The organism is Pseudorhodoplanes sp., assembly GCF_059499825.1.
On the sequence record NZ_JCABZI010000011.1, the window covers coordinates 226,824 to 243,226 of the forward strand.

Genomic DNA, 16,403 nt, shown 5'->3' on the forward strand with positions numbered 1-16,403 from the left:
CCGCAATGATCAGCGCACCGGAGGTGCGTATTGCAAGCCGCCTTTCGTCCACAGCGCATTCAGGCCGCGCGAAATCTTCAACCGCGAACCCTGGCCAAGATTCTTTTCGAAAATCTCGCCGTAATTGCCGACATGCTTGATCATGTTCGCGCCGAAGTCGTTGGCCAGTCCGAAGGCCTCGCCGAACTTGCCTTCCGAGCCGAGCAGACGCTTGATTTCGGGGTTGTCCGATTTCATCTGCGCGTCGACGTTGGCCTTGGTGACGCCGAGCTCTTCGGCATTGATCAGCCAGAAATTCACCCAGCGCACGATGTCGAACCATTGATCGTCACCATGGCGGACCGACGGTCCGAGCGGCTCCTTGGAGATGATATCCGGCAACACGACGTGGTCGTCGGGCGCGGCGGTACGCAGGCGCTCGGCGTAGAGCGCGGATGCGTCGGTGGTGTAGGCATCGCAGCGTCCGGCGTCGTAGGCCTTCACCGCCTCGTCGGAGGTGGCGAAGGTCACGGTCTTCAGTTTCATGTTGTTGGTGCGGAAGAAGTCGGCGAGGTTCAGTTCGGTGGTGGTGCCCTGCTGCACGCAGACCGCGGCGTCGTTCAGTTCAAGCGCGGAATTGACCTTCAGCGCCTTGCGCACCAGGAAGCCCTGCCCGTCATAATAGTTGATGCCGGTGAAGTTCAGACCGTTGGTGGTATCGCGCGACGAGGTCCAGGTGGTGTTGCGGATCAGCACATCGACCTCGCCCGATTGCAGGGCGGTGAAGCGGTCCTTGGCGGTGAGCGGGACGAACTTGACCTTGGTCGGATCGTTGAAGATGGCGGCTGCGATGGCGCGGCAATAATCCACGTCGAAGCCGGTCCAGTTGCCCTGCGCATCAGGTAGGCCGAAGCCGGCGAGATTTCCGTTGGCGCCGCAATTGAGGACGCCGCGGCTTTGGACCTGCTTCAGCGTCTGCGCCTCCGCGGCCGCGAGACCAACCAGGGTTGCAAGGGCGAAGGTGAAAATGCTGCGCTTCATGATATGTCCCCAATACTCCACCGGCGGTGATGACAGGATATCCGACCCGAACCAAGGTGCATCGCACTAAAAGCCGTACGGCACTTGACCCTTCCGGCGCAAGCCTGCCCGCTCGCGCCAAAAGCCGCACAAGACTTCAAGCCCGGATCACCATGACCATCCCGCGATTGACGCCATCTGAGAACGATTGCACAGACAGGTCAAGGGCTTGACTGGCGGTCGCCGGTTTGCCTGCAATTCGGTCAGGCGATACCCGCGCAGCCACTCCCGCCCTTCAAACCGGCCCGGAATCATCCGCCGGTACCTTCAAGACCTCTCGAGGAAAGCCCCATGAGCAAACCGAACGAGCCCCGCGACCTGAAGCCCGACACCCGGCTCGTCACCGGCGGGCGCACGCCGCGGGAGTATCACGGATTCGTCAACCCGCCGGTCTATCACGCCTCGACCATGCTCTATCCGACCGCCGCCGACATGGTGGCGCACCGGGCGCGCTACCGCTACGGCCGGCGTGGTACCCCCACCTCGGAAGCACTGGAAAACGCACTGCGCGAGATCGAAGGTCCGCAATGCGCGGGAGTTGCGCTGCTGCCGTCCGGGGCGGCCGCCGTTTCCACCGCGCTGATGTCGGTATTGTCGGCGGGCGACCATCTGCTGATCACGGACAGCGTCTATCGCCCGACCCGTACTTTTGCTGACACGATCCTGAACCGGTACGGGGTGGAGACGAGCTACTACGACCCGCTGATCGGCGCCGGCATCGCAGCCTTGTTTAAGCCCAATACCCGCGCCGTGTTCGTCGAAGCGCCCGGATCACAAACCTTCGAAATGCAGGATGTGCCGGCAATCGCGCGCGTCGCCCATGACAACGGCGCGCTCGTGCTGATGGACAATACCTGGGCGACCCCACTCTACTATTCAGCGTTCGCGCATGGCGTCGACCTCTCGATCCAGGCCGGTACCAAATATATCGGCGGTCATTCCGACATCATGTTCGGCACGGTCTCGGCCAATGAGGCGACCTGGCCGATGCTCAACGAGATGGTCGGAAATTTCGGGCTTTGTGCTGGCCCCGACGACATCTATCTCGCGCAGCGCGGACTTCGCACTTTGTCGGTGCGGCTGGAGCGCCACCAGCGTTCAGCGCTCGAGATCGCACGCTGGTTCGAGCAGCGGCCGGAGGTGCTGAACGTCCTTCACCCGGCCCTGTCGTCGCATCCCGGGCATGCGATCTGGAAGCGCGACTTCACCGGCGCGTCGGGGCTGTTCAGCATCGTACTGAAGCCGGTCTCGGAAACGGCGCTCTATGCCTTTTGCGATGCGCTGTCGCTGTTCGGCATGGGCTTTTCCTGGGGCGGCTATGAGAGCCTGGTGATCCTGTTCGACTGCAAGGACTATCGCACCGCCACCCCGTGGGAGCCGGGCGGCCCCTGCCTGCGCTTCCATATCGGGCTTGAGGATACCCGGGACCTGATTGCCGATCTCGAAGGCGGCTTCGCCGCGCTTCACGAGGCGGCGCGCGCCTGAGCCGGCGCAACCTCCGCTTTCTGCTCGCGGATCACGAAGGTGAGGTTGCGCATATAGACGAATACGCCGAACGATTGGCCGGCGATGAAAACCGGGTCCTTGCGATACAAGGCATAGACCAGAAGCATCACGCCGCCGACCAGCGAGAGAAACCAGAATGCGACTGGGATCACGCTGCGGCCGGCGCGCTCCGACGCGATCCATTGCACGACAAAACGCGCGGTGAAGAAGGCTTGCGCGACGAACCCGGCCAGCACCCACCAGTCCAGGTTAGTAACGAACACGTCCTGCAAATAGCTCCCGACCATCCGCGACAGATCGATCAGCATCGCATCCCAACTCCCTCACCTTCGGAACCGTTTTGCGGCGGCGGATCAGCCACCACACTCCCATCAGATCGAACAGGCCAACCCACAGCCGGTCCCACATGCCGTATTTGGAAATGCCCTGCCGTCGGTCGCGATCGACCACGTCGACCTGAACCACCGCATAGCCTTCGCGGCGAACCAGCGCGGGCAGGAAGCGATGCAGGCCGTCGAATACGGGCAGCCGCAAAAGCAGATCGCGCGGAATCGCCTTCAGCCCGCAACCGGTATCGGTCGTGCCGTCACGCAAAATCGCGCCGCGTACGGTATTCGCGATCCGCGATTGCAGCTTCTTGAAGCGGGTCGCCTTGCGGCCGGTTCGCCGTCCGGCGACCAGGCCGATGTCCGGCCAGCCTGCCAACAGAGTCTCCGCCAGATCGAGGATGAATTTCGGATCGTTCTGGCCGTCACCGTCGATGGTCACGACCGTCGAACCGCGCGCCGCCCGCGCGCCGCTCACCACGGCGATGGACTGCCCGCTTTTTCTATCATGGGCGATCGGCCGCATCTCGGGATAGAGCGCTGCGAGCCGGGCCAGTTCGGCGCCCGTCCCATCGGTCGAACCATCGTCGACAAACACCATTTCGAAAGACGCCCGCCCTCGCAGCGCCGTGACGATTTCGGCCGCGAGTTCGGCGACATTGCCGGCTTCATTGTGAACCGGCACCACCAACGAAATGTCGATGCCATGCATCGGCGAGGCAAATCTGCGGCCGGTCATGAGCGACTCCACAACCGCATGCAAGCGCGGACCAGCCGCCGAGGTGTCGGCCCGGGCATCGCCTCGACCCTGCCCTGTGCGTCGACGGCGAAGACCCAGCGGCGTGCGGCGAAATAATTTCGGATCGCGAGTGCGCCGAGACCACCGATTGCGGCGCCTACCATGACGTCGGTCGGATGATGTACGGCGATAGTGAGTCGGGTCATGCATATGATGACGGCGAAGCCCCACACCAGCGGCCAAAGTCGCGGCCAAAGCGCGCTGAACGCCACCGCAAGCGCAACTGCCGTGGTGGCATGGCCGGACGGCATGCTGCCGAAGGCGTATTCGGGAAACGGAATGGTCCCCACGAACACTTCGCGAAAATACGCGAATGGCGCATAGAAGAACGCGTCGGGCTCGCCGGTCAAATAAGGGCGCGCGCGCCCGATCAGCGGTTTCAGGATCGCCGACAGCAATCCGGGCAACCCGATCGCCGAAATCAGGAATGCGAGCCGAAGCGACACGCTGGCGAAGACCAGACGATCAGGCCGTCTTGCTGCCCGAAGACCGGCAACAATGCTGAGCACAAGAAGCCCCGCCATCGACCAGAGCAGCCAGCCCGACTTGCCGTAGGCCGAAATCCGTCCCGACACATCGATGATGGAGCGTGGGAGATGCCGCGCCTCGGTGATGCTCCACACATCCAGCAGAAGCTTGGCGGCAAGAAATAACGCCACGAAGGCAAGCGCTGCGGTGACGGTAACGTTGACAGCCGGCCAGAACGGTCCGGTCCCGGACAAACGCCGCGGCCTCTGAAACGCTGACGCGACAGCAGTTGCGACGATGGTCCGGTTTTTCGACACGCTGTGCTCCCAGTCCCCCGACTGGAACAGCAGCTTTAGGTGACACCGCCGTGACGATTTCTACACCGCTGCCCAAGACCGCCGCAGCGCTCACTGATCTCCGCGCGAGCGATAGATTTTCAGCGAAACCCGCCCGCCGCTTCCGAGGCTGTAGCCGTCAAAACGTCCCACCTGCCCGTAACGCAAGCCAATGGCCTCCGCCCGCCGTGCAAAAGTTCGCTCGAGCGAGGTCTCGATGACAGCAAAGCGACATTCATCGCCGCCCTTCAGAAAATCCGCAGACCGGGCGGCGTTCGTCAATGCGGTGTCGGTTCCGGATAGAAACACCATGCTCGGCTCGTGATAGCCGGCGGCCGCGATCCTCGGATTTGCACAACCGGTGGCATGGATCGTGCGCTGAATTGCAACGCTCGGAAACACCGCGGCAAGCGCCGGAATGACGGACCAATAGACCGCAATCGACAGCAACAGGGTGGTGACCGACGCGCGCAACAGCGAGCGCTCGATTCCGTCGATGTCGTAGAGCCACCACGCGCGAAAGCCGAACACGATCGCCGCCGCGAGGAATGGCCATGCGCGCCAGCCGAGGTCGCCCTCATAATGCACCAGCAGGACCAGCGATCCGACAAAGATCACCACCGGAACCGCGAACCACCAGAACGTCCCCCACTCCATCCATTTCGTGGGCGACATCTGCCCGGTCTCGATCGCACGCGCGAGCAGGATGGCTATCGCGGGATAGAGCGGCAGCACGTAATGCGGCAACTTGGTGATGACGATTTCGAACACGAGCCACGCCGGCACCAGCCAGGCCAGCAGGAACTTGACCGGCGTCTCCCATTTCTCCCGCCACACGCCGGGTACCGCCATGCCGGCCAGCAATGAGGCCGGCCAGAAGGTCAGGAAGAAGAGTACGACGTAGTAGCCAGGCGCGGCGCCATGTCCCTCCTGCCCGCTATAGACCTTGCTCAGCATGTCTTCGCCCATGGAGTCGGAGAAGAATGTCGAGCCCGTGCGCATCAGGATTGCGACGAACCACGGCGCCACCGCCAGCAGAAAGATCGGTATGCCGATCAGCGGGCGCAGCGCCTTCAGCCAGGACGCCGACCGGTCGATTGCGATCAGCGTCACCACCGGCAACCCGATGAACATCAGGATCAGCGGGCCCTTCAGCAGCACGCCCGCCGCAAGCGAGATCCAGAACACGAACGGCAAGGCCGGGTTCTCGCGCTCGCCGTCGGGACGCGGCAGGTACGCGCGCGCGAGTACGCCCATGCACAAGACGACCGCGAAGAGCAGCATTGCATCGGTCTTGGCGAGACGCGCCTCGACCCCGAGCATGATCGACGCCGCCATCATCAGCGCCGCCAGCACGGCCGCGCGCCGGCTCACGAACATGCCGGCAACCCACAGGGTCGCGAGCACCGCGCCGATCGCGCCGATCACCGATGGAATGCGATAGACGTAGATCCGCGTGTCCATGTCGCGCCGGGCGACGAATTCCGCTGCCTGCAAAGCGGCCGCCTGCAGCCAGTAGATCCCGACCGGCTTCTTGTAGCGGACGTCGTTCTGGAAACGGATGTCGATATAGTCGCCGGTGGCGACCATCTGCTTGGTGGCCTGTGCGAAACGCGCCTCATCGCGATCGATCGGCGGGATTTTGGACTGCCCCGGCAGAAACGCCAGCAGCGAAAAGATCAGGACGACGACGATCGCGCGGGTATCGGTCGCGGACGCAAAGTCGAGCAGACCGCCGAGCCCCCGTTGCCAGGTGTCGCGCGGACTGCGTTTGGTGAAGCTGTTCTCATTCCAACCGGTCGCCATGCGGGCGGACCATAGGGAAAAAGGCAGGGGCCGGGAAGAACCGGTTACTGCAACCGCACCATGACGCTGTCGGCTGTGCCTTTTCCGTCAACAACGGTCAGCCGGACGAAGCCCGGGCCCTTCGGATCGAAGAAAATGGTGCGCCCGGAGCCGCGCTCCTGCGGCACGCCGTTAACCAGCACCGTCAGCGGCGCAACACCGCCGGCAATCTTCAGCGCCACCGGCTCCGGCTTGCCATCGACCGAGGCGAGTTCGAGCCGGGCGCCATGCGGCGGGAACATGATGCGGACGCGCTCGCCCTGACGGGTCGCCGGGCCGTCGGAATCGAAGCGCTGGAGCGGGAGCGGCAGCTTGCCGTTGACAGCCAGGATCGCTCCTTTCGGCGCCGGCGGGAGCGGCGCGGGAAGCTCGCCGGAGCGCGCAAAGGCGTCGAACAGGATCGGGGCCGCCGCCGTGCGCCCGAGGATGCCCGGCACCGGCGCGCCGTCCGGCCGTCCGACCCAGACGCCGATGGTGCGCCGGCCGTCGAATCCAACCGCCCAGGCATCGCGATAGCCATACGACGTGCCGGTCTTGAAGGCGATGCGGTTGCGGGCCGCGTTCTCCGGCGGCGGGCTGCCGATCAGCACATTGCCGACATACCAGGCCGCGACCGGGTCGAGCAGCCGCCGCGGCGGACGCGCCAGCGCGGTCTCGCTGCGCCGCTCGACCAGCGGAATGGTCATGCCCTGCCGCGCCAGCCCGGCATACAGCATGGTGAGGTCGGTGAGCGTCACGCCGACGCCGCCCAGTCCCATGGCGAGGCCGGGCACTTCGCCCTTGGGGAACACCATGTCGCCACCGGCCTGCGACAGCCGCGCGGTCAGGCGCGCGGCGCCGACCCGATCAAGTAGCGCCACCGCCGGCACGTTCAGCGACAATTGCAGCGCCTTGCGCACCGGCACCGTGCCCTGGAAGGTCAGATCGAAATTCTCCGGCGCGTAGCTGCCGTAGCGGGCCGGACGATCGTCGATCAGGGTTTCCGGATGCGCCAGTCCGTCCTCGAAGGCGAGACCATAGATAAAGGGCTTGAGCGCCGAACCCGGAGAACGCAAGGCACGTGTCAGGTCGACCTGCCCGGCCCGCCCCTTGTCGAAAAAATCCGGCGAGGCGACGCGGGCCAGGATTTCACCGCTGGCGTGATCCACTGCAACGATCGCGACTGAAATTTCGGTCCCCAGCGCATCCGCGCGCTCGCGCGCCAGCATCTCAAGCGCCTGCTGCAAACGCCCATCGAGCGTGAGTTCGATCCGCCGGCTGTCCGGCGTTGCGACGACCGCCTGATCGGCGGCATGGGGTGCGAGCGCCGGCATCGCTTGGCGCTGCAACGGCATCGGACCGGTTTTGGCGGCCGCAACCTCGTCGGCAGGAACGCCGCTCGCATCTGCGACCCGATCGAGCACACGCGCGCGCGCCTGTCTGGCGCGCTCTGGCGAGCGGTCGGGACGCCGCGCTTCCGGCGATTGCGGCAGCGCCACGAGGAGTGCGGCTTCGGCGCGCGACAGCCGTTTCGGCTCCTTGCCGAAATAGGCAAGCGACGCCGCACGCACGCCCTCGAGATTGCCGCCATAGGGCGCAAGCGACAGATAGAGCGACAGGATCTCCTCCTTGCTCATCGCGCGTTCGAGCTGGATCGCGCGCACCATCTGCCGCAGCTTGGCGCCGAGCGTGCGTTCGTTGCGCGGTTCGAGCAGGCGCGCGACCTGCATGGTGATGGTGGATGCCCCAGATACGATCTCGCGATGGAGCGCCCATTGCCAGGCGGCCCTGGTGATGGCGACTGGGTCAACCCCGCCATGGGATCTGAAACGCTTGTCCTCGTAGGCGATCAGCATCGCCAGATAACGCGGGTCGACGTCCTCGACATCCGCTTTCAGCCGCCAGCGGCCCTGCTCCGTCGCATAGGGCCGCAGCAACCGGCCGTCCCGGTCCACCACTTCGACCGAGTAAGACAAGGCGGCCGGCTGCGGCAAAGGCGGCAACGCCCGCACCCACAATCCTGCCGCAAGGGCGCCGCCTGCGAGCAGCGTCGTGCCGGACAGGGCAATGGCGAGCGCCCGCCTCATTTGCCTTTCGTCACCTCGATCTTGCCGGTCGCGGTGCGGCCGAAACGGTCGGGCCGGTACATGTCCTCGACGAAAGCCTGCGGATGGACATAGCTGCCGGGCGCCACCGCCCGCACCACATAGGCCACCGTGAAGATCGCCGGGTCCTTGGCGTCGCGATTGAACGCCGCAGTGAAACGATCGTCGCGGAACTCGGCATGCTCCGGCGCCTTGGCGAGCTGGATCCAGCCGAGCGTGCCGGTATCGCCGGACGAGACCAGACGCGGATTGTCGATCTCGAAACCGGCCGGCAGATAATCGGCGACGATGATCCGGCCGAATTGCGGCTGCGCTTCGGTGATCTTCAGCACCACCGCATAGCGGTCATTCTGTTTCGCCGTCGCGATATCGACCGCCTCGCCATCGAGCGTGAAATAGTTGCGCTCGATCTTGAAGCCACTCTCCGCGGCAGGTTCCGGCACAATCGGCGCGCCGGTCACCGACACCACCGCCTGCACCGTCTCCTCGCCGTTATTGGCGACGATGAGCGGCGCGGTCTGCAAGGCAGCGGCGTTGATGCTGCGATATAGCGCGCCCTGCCGCCTGGCTCCGTTCACGGACAGCGCCACGCCCGTTGCGTCCTTGGCGATCGCCCGTGCCGCCAGCACCAGCCATGCATTCTCCTGCGTCGAGGTTACGACCGACAACTGCCGCGCCGCCTCGATCCGGGAGATACCGGCCGCAACCGTCGGCCGTGGCGCATTGCTCTCGGAGGCAAGCGTCACCAGCGCCGCCGAATCCCGCAACGCCGAGCCATAATCCTCGCGGCCGAATTCCAGTTTCGGCTGCGGCGAAAGCTGGTCCAGCGCCGCCTGGAACACGCGATCGGCACGCAACTTGTCGCCCAGCAGTCCGAGCGCGGCCGCGAGTTGCGCCTTCGCGATCGGGGTGGCGAGCGCCGCAAGCTTGGTATCGGCGAGATAGCGCAGATCGCCGACCGGCGCCGAGCCGTTGCGCGCCAGAACATAGAGCGCATAGGCAAGCTGACGGCCGCCATCCTTGGAGGGTTCGGGCGCCACCGAAATGTTGTTGCGCAGCCGGTCGATCGCGAGCCGGAAGCCCGCATCCGGGACCGCGAAGCCACGCTCGCGCGCCCGGGTCAGGAAGTCGGTGACATAGGCATCGAGCCAGGGATCGTCGCCACCGGTCGACCACAGGCCGAACGAGCCGTTGCTTCCCTGCCGCGCCAGAAGCCGGTCGATCGAGTCGCGGATGCGCTGGTCGGCATCGGTATCCAGCGCGAGCTGGGCCGACGCCGCAAGGTCATTCACGTACAGAAGCGGCATGGCGCGGCTCGCGATCTGTTCGGAGCAGCCGAACGGATAGCGGTCGAGCGACTTGAGAATTGCCGCCGCATCCAGCGCGGTCGACGGCCCGACCGACAGCGCGACGCTGCCGGTGCCCGGGACAAGATCGGCGAACAGATCGTTCGACAGCGTGATGCTTTCGCCCTTGGCGATCTGGCGCACCGTCCGTCGGGTGAGCAACTGGTTGGCCGGCCGCACGGTCAGCGCATAGTCGCGTTCGAGTGCGAAGCCGCCGGGTCCACTCACCTTGACGGTGATTTTGGCGGCGCCGGCGGTCGAGACCTCCAGCGGAAACGACACGGCCTGACGCTGCTTTTGGCGCAGCGTGATCTTGTCTTCGATTTTGGCCGCGGCGCCGGAGGCACCCTGCGCGGCGATCGTGACCGCGTAGTCGCCCGCCTGCCCTTCGACATTGTCGAGGTCGAGATGGAGCGTCGACCTGTCGCCAGTATTGAGGAAGCGCGGCAACGTCGCCGTCACCACCACCGGATCGCGGATGATAACGTCGCCCACGGCCTTGCCGACGCGCCCGCGGCTCCATGCCATGCCCATGACGCGCGCGGTGCCGGCAAACGCCGGAATCTCGAACGCGACCTCCGCGGTGCCGTCCGGCTTCACCTGCACGATACCGGAATAGAGCGCGAGCGGCTTCTGCGCCGGGGGCGAGCCTTCCATCGCGCCGCCGCCATCGTCGCCACCGGTGCGGATCGCGCCGCGGGTGCCCTGCATGCCGTCGATCAGTTGTCCGTAAAGGTCACGCACCTCCGCACTCAGGCGGCGCTGGCCGAGGAAATACTCATCCGGAGCCGGCGGCTTGTAATTGGTGAGATTGAGGATGCCGACATCGACCGCGGCAACGACAATGCGCGCATCTTCGCCGGGCGTGAGCCCGGTCAGTTTCACCGGCACCCGCAGCGTGGTGTTGGGCCGGATCACCTGCGGCAAGGTCATGTCCATGCCGAGCGTGCGGGTCGCCTTGTCGACGAAGAACCATTGCACACCGATGGCGCGGCCCGGCATCCGCTTCGCCGCCGCATCCAGCGGGCGGCGCAGCGTCGCGACCACATACGCGCCGTTGCCCCAGTCCTTGCCGACCGGTACCGAAAGCTGGTTGATACCGGTCTTCACATCGGCGGTGACTGTCGAGAGCATGCGGTCGCCGACCACGTTGAGGGTCACGCGACCGTTGCTGCGGGCGGTGACTGCAACATTCATGGTGTCGCCGGCCCGGTATTCGGGCTTGTCCAGCGCGATTTCGAGCAGGTCGGGCGTATCGGAGCCAGCCTCGGCATAGAAGCCGGCGTCGAACGACACCTGGGTCAGCGCGCCGCTGTCATCGGACACATCGAGGCGGTAGCGCCCCCAGGTCACCGGCAGCGAAATACGCGCCGGCTGACCGTCCGTGGCATCGATGCTGCCATCGGCGATCCGCCGCGACGACTTCACCGGCTCGTAATTCCAGTAGCCGTTCTGCCGGTACCATTGGTAGCGGCTCTCGATCCGCAGCAATTCGTAGCGCAGCCCGGATTTCACGATCCGCTTGCCGTCCGGATCGACCATGATCACGTCGAAGCTGGCGTTGTCGCTCTCGCCAAGCGAACGGCCGTTGAACAGCGGCCGCACGCCGATCATGTCGCCCGCCGGCGTGACCGGCAGCGTCAGCTTGCGTTCCACCGCGCGTCCGCCGGACTCGGCCAGCCGGATCGTAATGCGCGCTTCGAGCAGACGCTCGGTGGTCGGCAGCTTGTCGAGCGAAACCTCGAAGGTGGCCTTGCCGTTTTCATCGGTGGCGGACAGGTCGTTCAGCGGCTGCTGTTCGGCATCCACCCGTTCGCCGGTGCCGAACTGATAGCCGGGGAAGCCGGGCCGTTCCTTTGCGGCGCTGACGAGCAACTCGCCTTCGATCTCGAGATTGGCCGCGGGCGCGCCGTAGAGGAAGCGGCCGTTCAGCGTGACCTCGGCCGGCGCATCCGGCGCGATCTTGCCGGTGGGCGACGCCAGTTCGAATTCGAGGCGATCCGGCACATAATCTTCCACCATGAAGGTGGCTTCGCCGATTGCGGGGCGCTTCGGATCGGTGAAGGCTTTCACACGCCAGGTGCCGGTCGAGGCGGTCTGGGCGATCGGCATCGACAGCGAACGGCCGCCCTGCCCTTCGTCCTTCAGCACCATGCGCCGGTATTCGACGCCATCCGGCCGCTCGACCACGAGCGTGAGCGGCACACCGCCCGGTGCTGCGATCGACGCTGCGTCGCGCAGCAATGCCGTGATGTGCACCGTCTCGCCGGTGCGATAGACGCCGCGCTCGGTCACGACAAACGCATCGAGGCCATCCGGCGCCTTGCGCCCGGCCACCCCGCGATCCGACAGATCGAAGGCCGGCGTTTTCAGACTGAGGAAGGCGTAGTCCGCGGCGGCACTGGCGACGATCAGCGCCGGCGACAGACCGCCCTCGCCGCGGGTCAGATTGGACTCGAACTGCACCTGTCCATTGGCATCGGTGCGCCGGATTGCCAGCACCTCGTTGCTGCGCGACAACAGCCGCACCTCCATGCCGCTGACCGGTGCGGTCGTGGCCAGCGAATTGACCGTGGCATGGATCCCGTCATTGCCGGAGAACGCCGCCAGGCCGAGATCGGAGACGATGAACCATTGCGTGGCCAGCGTGGAAAAATCGTCGCCCGGATCGGCATCCTTGGGGGCCGCAACCATCGCATACACGCCGGGCTTCAGTTCGCCCAGCGCCTGGTCAATCGGAAACGCGGTGGTGACTTCGTTATTGAGCGAATACTCAAGCGCGAGTTCGCCGGTCCAGACCTGCTGGCCGCGCTCGTCGCGTAGCTGTTCGGCATCGTAGCGGGAGAGTGCGCGCTGGAAATCGCTGCCGAGCACGGTGTCGATCAGGTTGCGGTCGCCGACGCGATAGATGTCGACCTTGGCCACCTTACTGTTCACGGCAACCAGCGGAATGCCCTGCTGACCGGTGCGCGGCAGCACATAGGACTTTCCCGTAAAGCGGATCTGCGGCCGGCGGTCGCGGACATAGATGGTGAAGTCGGCGGCACGCGCCAGCGGCTCGGCGGTCGACGGCAAGCCGGCGCGCAGCGTGATGGTGTAACGCTCGCCGTGCTTCAGGCCCTCGACGCAAAGCTGCTTCTCGTCGGCGGTGACCGCCGGGCGGTCGATGCCCGGCACCGAGATAAACGGCAGGAAGTCGGTGCGCTTGCCCGGCAGGGTCTCGGAGAACTGGAAGCAGGCGCGCGGCGAGGACGCATCGGCATCGACGGTGTAGTCGAGCAGCCGGAAGCCGTGTTCTTCTCGCAGCCGTTCGAACTGCGCGCGGATGTCGGCCACCTCGCGCAGCTCGAGCGAGTAGCGCAGCGCGTCGAGCGCCGGTCGCCATACGCGGCGCTCGGCAAAGGAATTGCCGATGATCCGCAGCGCCTCGGCCTGCTCCGCCGGGTCGTCGGACCGCTCATAGGCGATGTAGCCCGCAGTCGCCGAGCGCTCCAGCAGCAGGGTGCGCTCCTTCGCATTGGCCGGGCGGATCTGCGCCACGCTGCGTGCCAGGCGCAGCCAGCTGGTGGCATCGTCCGGCTCCACCGAAACGATCTGCCCAAGCAATTGCAGGCCGGCGCGGAAATCGTTCTTCTTGAAGGCCTCGTCCATCTCGCGGCGGAGCTGGCCCGCCGGCTTGGTGACCTGTCCGGAATCGGTCTTGATCTGCGCTTCGAGCCGCACCGCGGCGTCATCGAGATCGCTGCGCGAGAATGGCTTTTCCGCATCTGGCGTCTGGGCTGCGGCGGGCGGAATGGCGGACACGGAGAAGGCGCAGGCGAGCAGCGCGGCAAACAGGCCAGCGCGGATGGACGCGAACATGGGCGGGATCCTCCTCCCCGGCGGCGAACGATTCCGGCGGGACTGCTTCAGGTCATCGACAAAAGGTGTCGAGTTCGTGACCTTTTATACCGCGTCAATATCGCCGCCGATCACAAGCGCGAAATCAGCGTCCATTGTCCGTAGAATCCGGTTGGCTTCGCGCGGCTTACTTCCATTGCGGACGGCGCGCCGGCGCCGACTTCTGCTCGGTCGGCGCCGCCGGCGAGAGATTGAGCGTCAGCCAGACGTTCCAGCCTTCAGCACGGTAATGGCTCTCGAACTCGTAATAGCCCTTCACCGCCAACAGTCCGGCGACACCAGGCGCCGCCTCGAACAGGTAACCCAGCTGCGGCCCAATGCCGAAGACGCGCGACTTCGGGTCTTGCACGAAGGCAGGCGCGCCCTTGTCGTCGGTGAACTGGTTGTAGGCATAACCCACCGCGCCAACATAGAACTGCTTGTTCAGGAACTGCGCCGCAGCGACATCGAGATGATAATCGACCCCGTTCTGGTAGCCGGTGTCGTGATTGACGTTGTTGTAGGTCACCCCGAAGGTCGCCGAGAATTCGTGGCCCTTGGCGGGATCGAGATAGGTATAGCCCAGGCCGCTGTCCCAGCCATTGAAGCCGAGCCCGGTGTTGGCGAGCCGTGTCCGTTCGTAGCTGCCGACCCGGACATTGGTCGTGGTGTAGACCATAAGATTATGCACGCCGGCATTCCAGCGCAGGCTGGCCTGCGGAAACACGTCGGTGAAAGCCGTGACCGAATCCGAGATCGATCCTTGCCGCGTGACGGTCAACGGACCGGCGGATGCGGTAAGCGTGCCGTCGAGCGTCGCGGCATTGCGGCCATAGGCGGCCAGCATGCTGAGCGCGAACTGGCCACCCAGGATCTTCTGCTCGAAGACATATTGCGGCGAGGCGAAGACAATATCGGCGCGACCGGTGAGATTGAGATCGAGACTGAGATTGACCGGCACGTTGCGCGGGTTTAGCCGGCCGATTTCCACCTGCTTGGCCGCCGCGAGCGCGCCGCTGGCCTCCACCGAGGTGTGGTAGTAGATGGTCGCGAGGCTCCAGCCCGGCACCAGCGGTGATGCGGCGAAGCTGCCGAACAATCCCGGGACATAGAAGCTGACGCCGCCCTGATCGGCGAGCGCCTGGCATGGCGCCATGGCTCCCGCCACGACAGCCGCCACCATGTAACCGCGTAAACCCGCACGTAACTTTATCCCGGTCACGGACGCCCCCCGACTCGCACGACCTCAACTCATGAACTATTGCAACTTCCGTTGCGCTGGAAAATGCCCATCCGCTTCGGACCGGCCGTCACGCCACTCGTATCCACATCGCTGCATCCAAGGATCGTGCCGGGGCCAGGCCAGGGCGATCCCCCGCCTACTTCATCTCGAATGGGAAAATGACTTTCCAGTCGTTCTTCATCGAGATCACCGGCCAGCCCCATTTCGGCGCTTGGTCCAGTCCCTTGTCGAGCTTGCCGATTTGCGACTTGCGGTCATAGGCATATTCCCGCACCGCATCGTCGTGGTGCACATAGACACCAAGCCGCGCGCCGGTGCCCGACGTCGTGTATTGCAGCATCTGCAGGTCGCCGTCGGAATTGCCGAATGCGATGATCGGCTGACGCCCGATATTGCGGTTGATGCCAACCGGCTTGCCCGGACCGTCGTCGATGAAATCCACCTTCGCGGTCTTGACCAATTCGCCCTTGCCGTTCTTGTTGAGCCGGAATTGCGTGACGCCGGACGATCCGACGATCTGCTGCGGCGGGATGCCGTAGGCCGCCGGCGCCCAAGGGCGCATGAAGTCCATGCCGCCACCGGAGACGATGAAGGTCCTGAAGCCGTTGGCGCGCAGATAGGCGAGCACCTCCAGCATTGGCTGGTAGACCAGTTCGTTATAGGGCCGCTTGAACCGCGGATGCCGCGCGGTCTTGATCCAGTCGCTAACCAGCACTTCGAACTGCGGCACCGTCATGCCGGAATGCGTGGCCGCCACCACGGCCAGCAGCCCCTTCTCGCCGGCTTTCGCCGCGGTGGCGACATCGCCCTTCAGCAGCGAACGGAACGGCTCTTTGGTTTTCCATTCCGGATGCTGGGGCGCCATCGCCCTGAGGCGGTCGAACGCAAACGCCATCTGGAAATAGAACGGCATTTCGCACCACAGCGTGCCGTCATTGTCGAAAGTCGCGATCCGTTCGGGCTCCGGCACGAAATCAGGTGAACCCGGCGTCGTCACCCGGGTGACGAAATCGGTGATCGCCTTTTTCACCGCGCCCTCGTTCCATGAGGGCAGCGGATCGGTCTGGGCCGATACCGCTGCCAGCGTGGCGAGCAGGATCGCGCCCGCCAGCGTCAGCGATCTCAGCGCATTTCGCCACGCCATTCAATTCTCCTATCGCGCTTCCGCTGCTTCGCGTTCGCGTTCTCTTACTTCGTTCAGATCGCGTTCGAGAAAGAAATTCAGGAACGTCCGGATCACCGCGATCGCGCCAACCTTGGCAAGCTCCTCCCAGGAGGGCGTGATCGATGTCTCGATGATATCGGCGGCGAGCTGGAACGTCAGCCCCGCCACCAGCCAGCGCGCGTATCGGAGCCACACATCGCGCCGCTCATGCCCGGACCGCGAGGACACAAGGACCCAGCCACCGCGGATGAAAGCCTCGAAGGTGCCGATCAGGATCACGATCAGCGCCATGAAGTCGATGACGACCACGGCCTGCTCGGTGATGACGACCAGCCATTCCTTCAGCAT

The 16,403-nt window shown here is 65.0% G+C and carries 11 protein-coding genes; 1 reads left to right on the plus strand and 10 read right to left on the minus strand.

Going from position 1 to position 16,403, the window contains the following annotated elements; all coding sequences use genetic code 11:
* Positions 1-9: 9 nt before the first annotated feature.
* Positions 10-1,020 carry an amino acid ABC transporter substrate-binding protein gene (locus AC5I5I_RS17180; protein WP_495975138.1) on the minus strand — a complete coding sequence of 337 codons (1,011 nt, stop codon included), beginning with the start codon at positions 1,018-1,020 and terminating at the stop codon, positions 10-12.
* A gap of 330 nt (positions 1,021-1,350) precedes the next feature.
* Between AC5I5I_RS17180 and metC the strand changes: the two genes are divergently transcribed.
* Positions 1,351-2,544: a cystathionine beta-lyase gene (metC, locus tag AC5I5I_RS17185; protein WP_495975139.1), complete on the plus strand. Its 1,194-nt coding sequence runs from the start codon at positions 1,351-1,353 to the stop codon at positions 2,542-2,544.
* On the opposite strand, the gene AC5I5I_RS17190 is transcribed toward metC, so the two are convergent.
* From AC5I5I_RS17190 to AC5I5I_RS17230, 9 genes are all read right to left on the minus strand, one after another.
* The gene (locus tag AC5I5I_RS17190; RefSeq protein WP_495975140.1) at positions 2,523-2,873 is read right to left on the minus strand and encodes a lipid-A-disaccharide synthase N-terminal domain-containing protein; all 351 of its coding nucleotides are present in this window, start codon (positions 2,871-2,873) and stop codon (positions 2,523-2,525) included. The genes metC and AC5I5I_RS17190 overlap by 22 nt on opposite strands.
* On the minus strand, positions 2,815-3,630 hold the full coding sequence (locus AC5I5I_RS17195; protein WP_495975141.1) for a glycosyltransferase family 2 protein: 816 nt from the start codon (positions 3,628-3,630) through the stop codon (positions 2,815-2,817). Before AC5I5I_RS17195 ends, AC5I5I_RS17190 begins: the two co-directional genes overlap by 59 nt.
* On the minus strand, positions 3,627-4,475 hold the full coding sequence (locus AC5I5I_RS17200; protein WP_495975142.1) for a phosphatase PAP2 family protein: 849 nt from the start codon (positions 4,473-4,475) through the stop codon (positions 3,627-3,629). Before AC5I5I_RS17200 ends, AC5I5I_RS17195 begins: the two co-directional genes overlap by 4 nt.
* Before the next feature lie 90 nt (positions 4,476-4,565).
* The gene (locus AC5I5I_RS17205) at positions 4,566-6,299 is read right to left on the minus strand and encodes an ArnT family glycosyltransferase (protein WP_495975143.1); all 1,734 of its coding nucleotides are present in this window, start codon (positions 6,297-6,299) and stop codon (positions 4,566-4,568) included.
* Positions 6,300-6,343: 44 nt separating this feature from the next.
* The gene (pbpC, locus tag AC5I5I_RS17210; RefSeq protein ID WP_495975144.1) at positions 6,344-8,404 is read right to left on the minus strand and encodes a penicillin-binding protein 1C; all 2,061 of its coding nucleotides are present in this window, start codon (positions 8,402-8,404) and stop codon (positions 6,344-6,346) included.
* Positions 8,401-13,629, minus strand: a complete 5,229-nt coding sequence (locus AC5I5I_RS17215) for an alpha-2-macroglobulin family protein (RefSeq protein WP_495975145.1) — start codon at positions 13,627-13,629, stop codon at positions 8,401-8,403. The genes pbpC and AC5I5I_RS17215 overlap by 4 nt, the downstream gene beginning before the upstream one ends.
* Before the next feature lie 166 nt (positions 13,630-13,795).
* Complete coding sequence (locus AC5I5I_RS17220; protein ID WP_495975146.1) at positions 13,796-14,803, minus strand: SphA family protein; 1,008 nt, start codon at positions 14,801-14,803, stop codon at positions 13,796-13,798.
* A 223-nt stretch (positions 14,804-15,026) separates the two neighbouring features.
* Positions 15,027-16,034: an HAD family hydrolase gene (locus AC5I5I_RS17225; protein WP_495975147.1), complete on the minus strand. Its 1,008-nt coding sequence runs from the start codon at positions 16,032-16,034 to the stop codon at positions 15,027-15,029.
* Positions 16,035-16,043: 9 nt separating this feature from the next.
* On the minus strand, positions 16,044-16,403 hold the full coding sequence (locus tag AC5I5I_RS17230; protein WP_495975148.1) for a DUF1622 domain-containing protein: 360 nt from the start codon (positions 16,401-16,403) through the stop codon (positions 16,044-16,046).

What these genes read in the sequence shown, in the direction of transcription:
- AC5I5I_RS17205 (WP_495975143.1), bottom strand. Translation starts at nt 6,299, where the DNA reads ATGGCGACCGGTTGGAATGAGAACAGCTTCACCAAACGCAGTCCGCGC.
- AC5I5I_RS17215 (WP_495975145.1), bottom strand. Translation starts at nt 13,629, where the DNA reads ATGTTCGCGTCCATCCGCGCTGGCCTGTTTGCCGCGCTGCTCGCCTGC.
- AC5I5I_RS17220 (WP_495975146.1), bottom strand. Translation starts at nt 14,803, where the DNA reads ATGGCGCCATGCCAGGCGCTCGCCGATCAGGGCGGCGTCAGCTTCTAT.
- AC5I5I_RS17190 (WP_495975140.1), bottom strand. Translation starts at nt 2,873, where the DNA reads ATGCTGATCGATCTGTCGCGGATGGTCGGGAGCTATTTGCAGGACGTG.
- AC5I5I_RS17225 (WP_495975147.1), bottom strand. Translation starts at nt 16,034, where the DNA reads ATGGCGTGGCGAAATGCGCTGAGATCGCTGACGCTGGCGGGCGCGATC.
- AC5I5I_RS17180 (WP_495975138.1), bottom strand. Translation starts at nt 1,020, where the DNA reads ATGAAGCGCAGCATTTTCACCTTCGCCCTTGCAACCCTGGTTGGTCTC.
- AC5I5I_RS17230 (WP_495975148.1), bottom strand. Translation starts at nt 16,403, where the DNA reads ATGCTGAAGGAATGGCTGGTCGTCATCACCGAGCAGGCCGTGGTCGTC.
- AC5I5I_RS17195 (WP_495975141.1), bottom strand. Translation starts at nt 3,630, where the DNA reads ATGACCGGCCGCAGATTTGCCTCGCCGATGCATGGCATCGACATTTCG.
- metC (WP_495975139.1), top strand. Translation starts at nt 1,351, where the DNA reads ATGAGCAAACCGAACGAGCCCCGCGACCTGAAGCCCGACACCCGGCTC.
- pbpC (WP_495975144.1), bottom strand. Translation starts at nt 8,404, where the DNA reads ATGAGGCGGGCGCTCGCCATTGCCCTGTCCGGCACGACGCTGCTCGCA.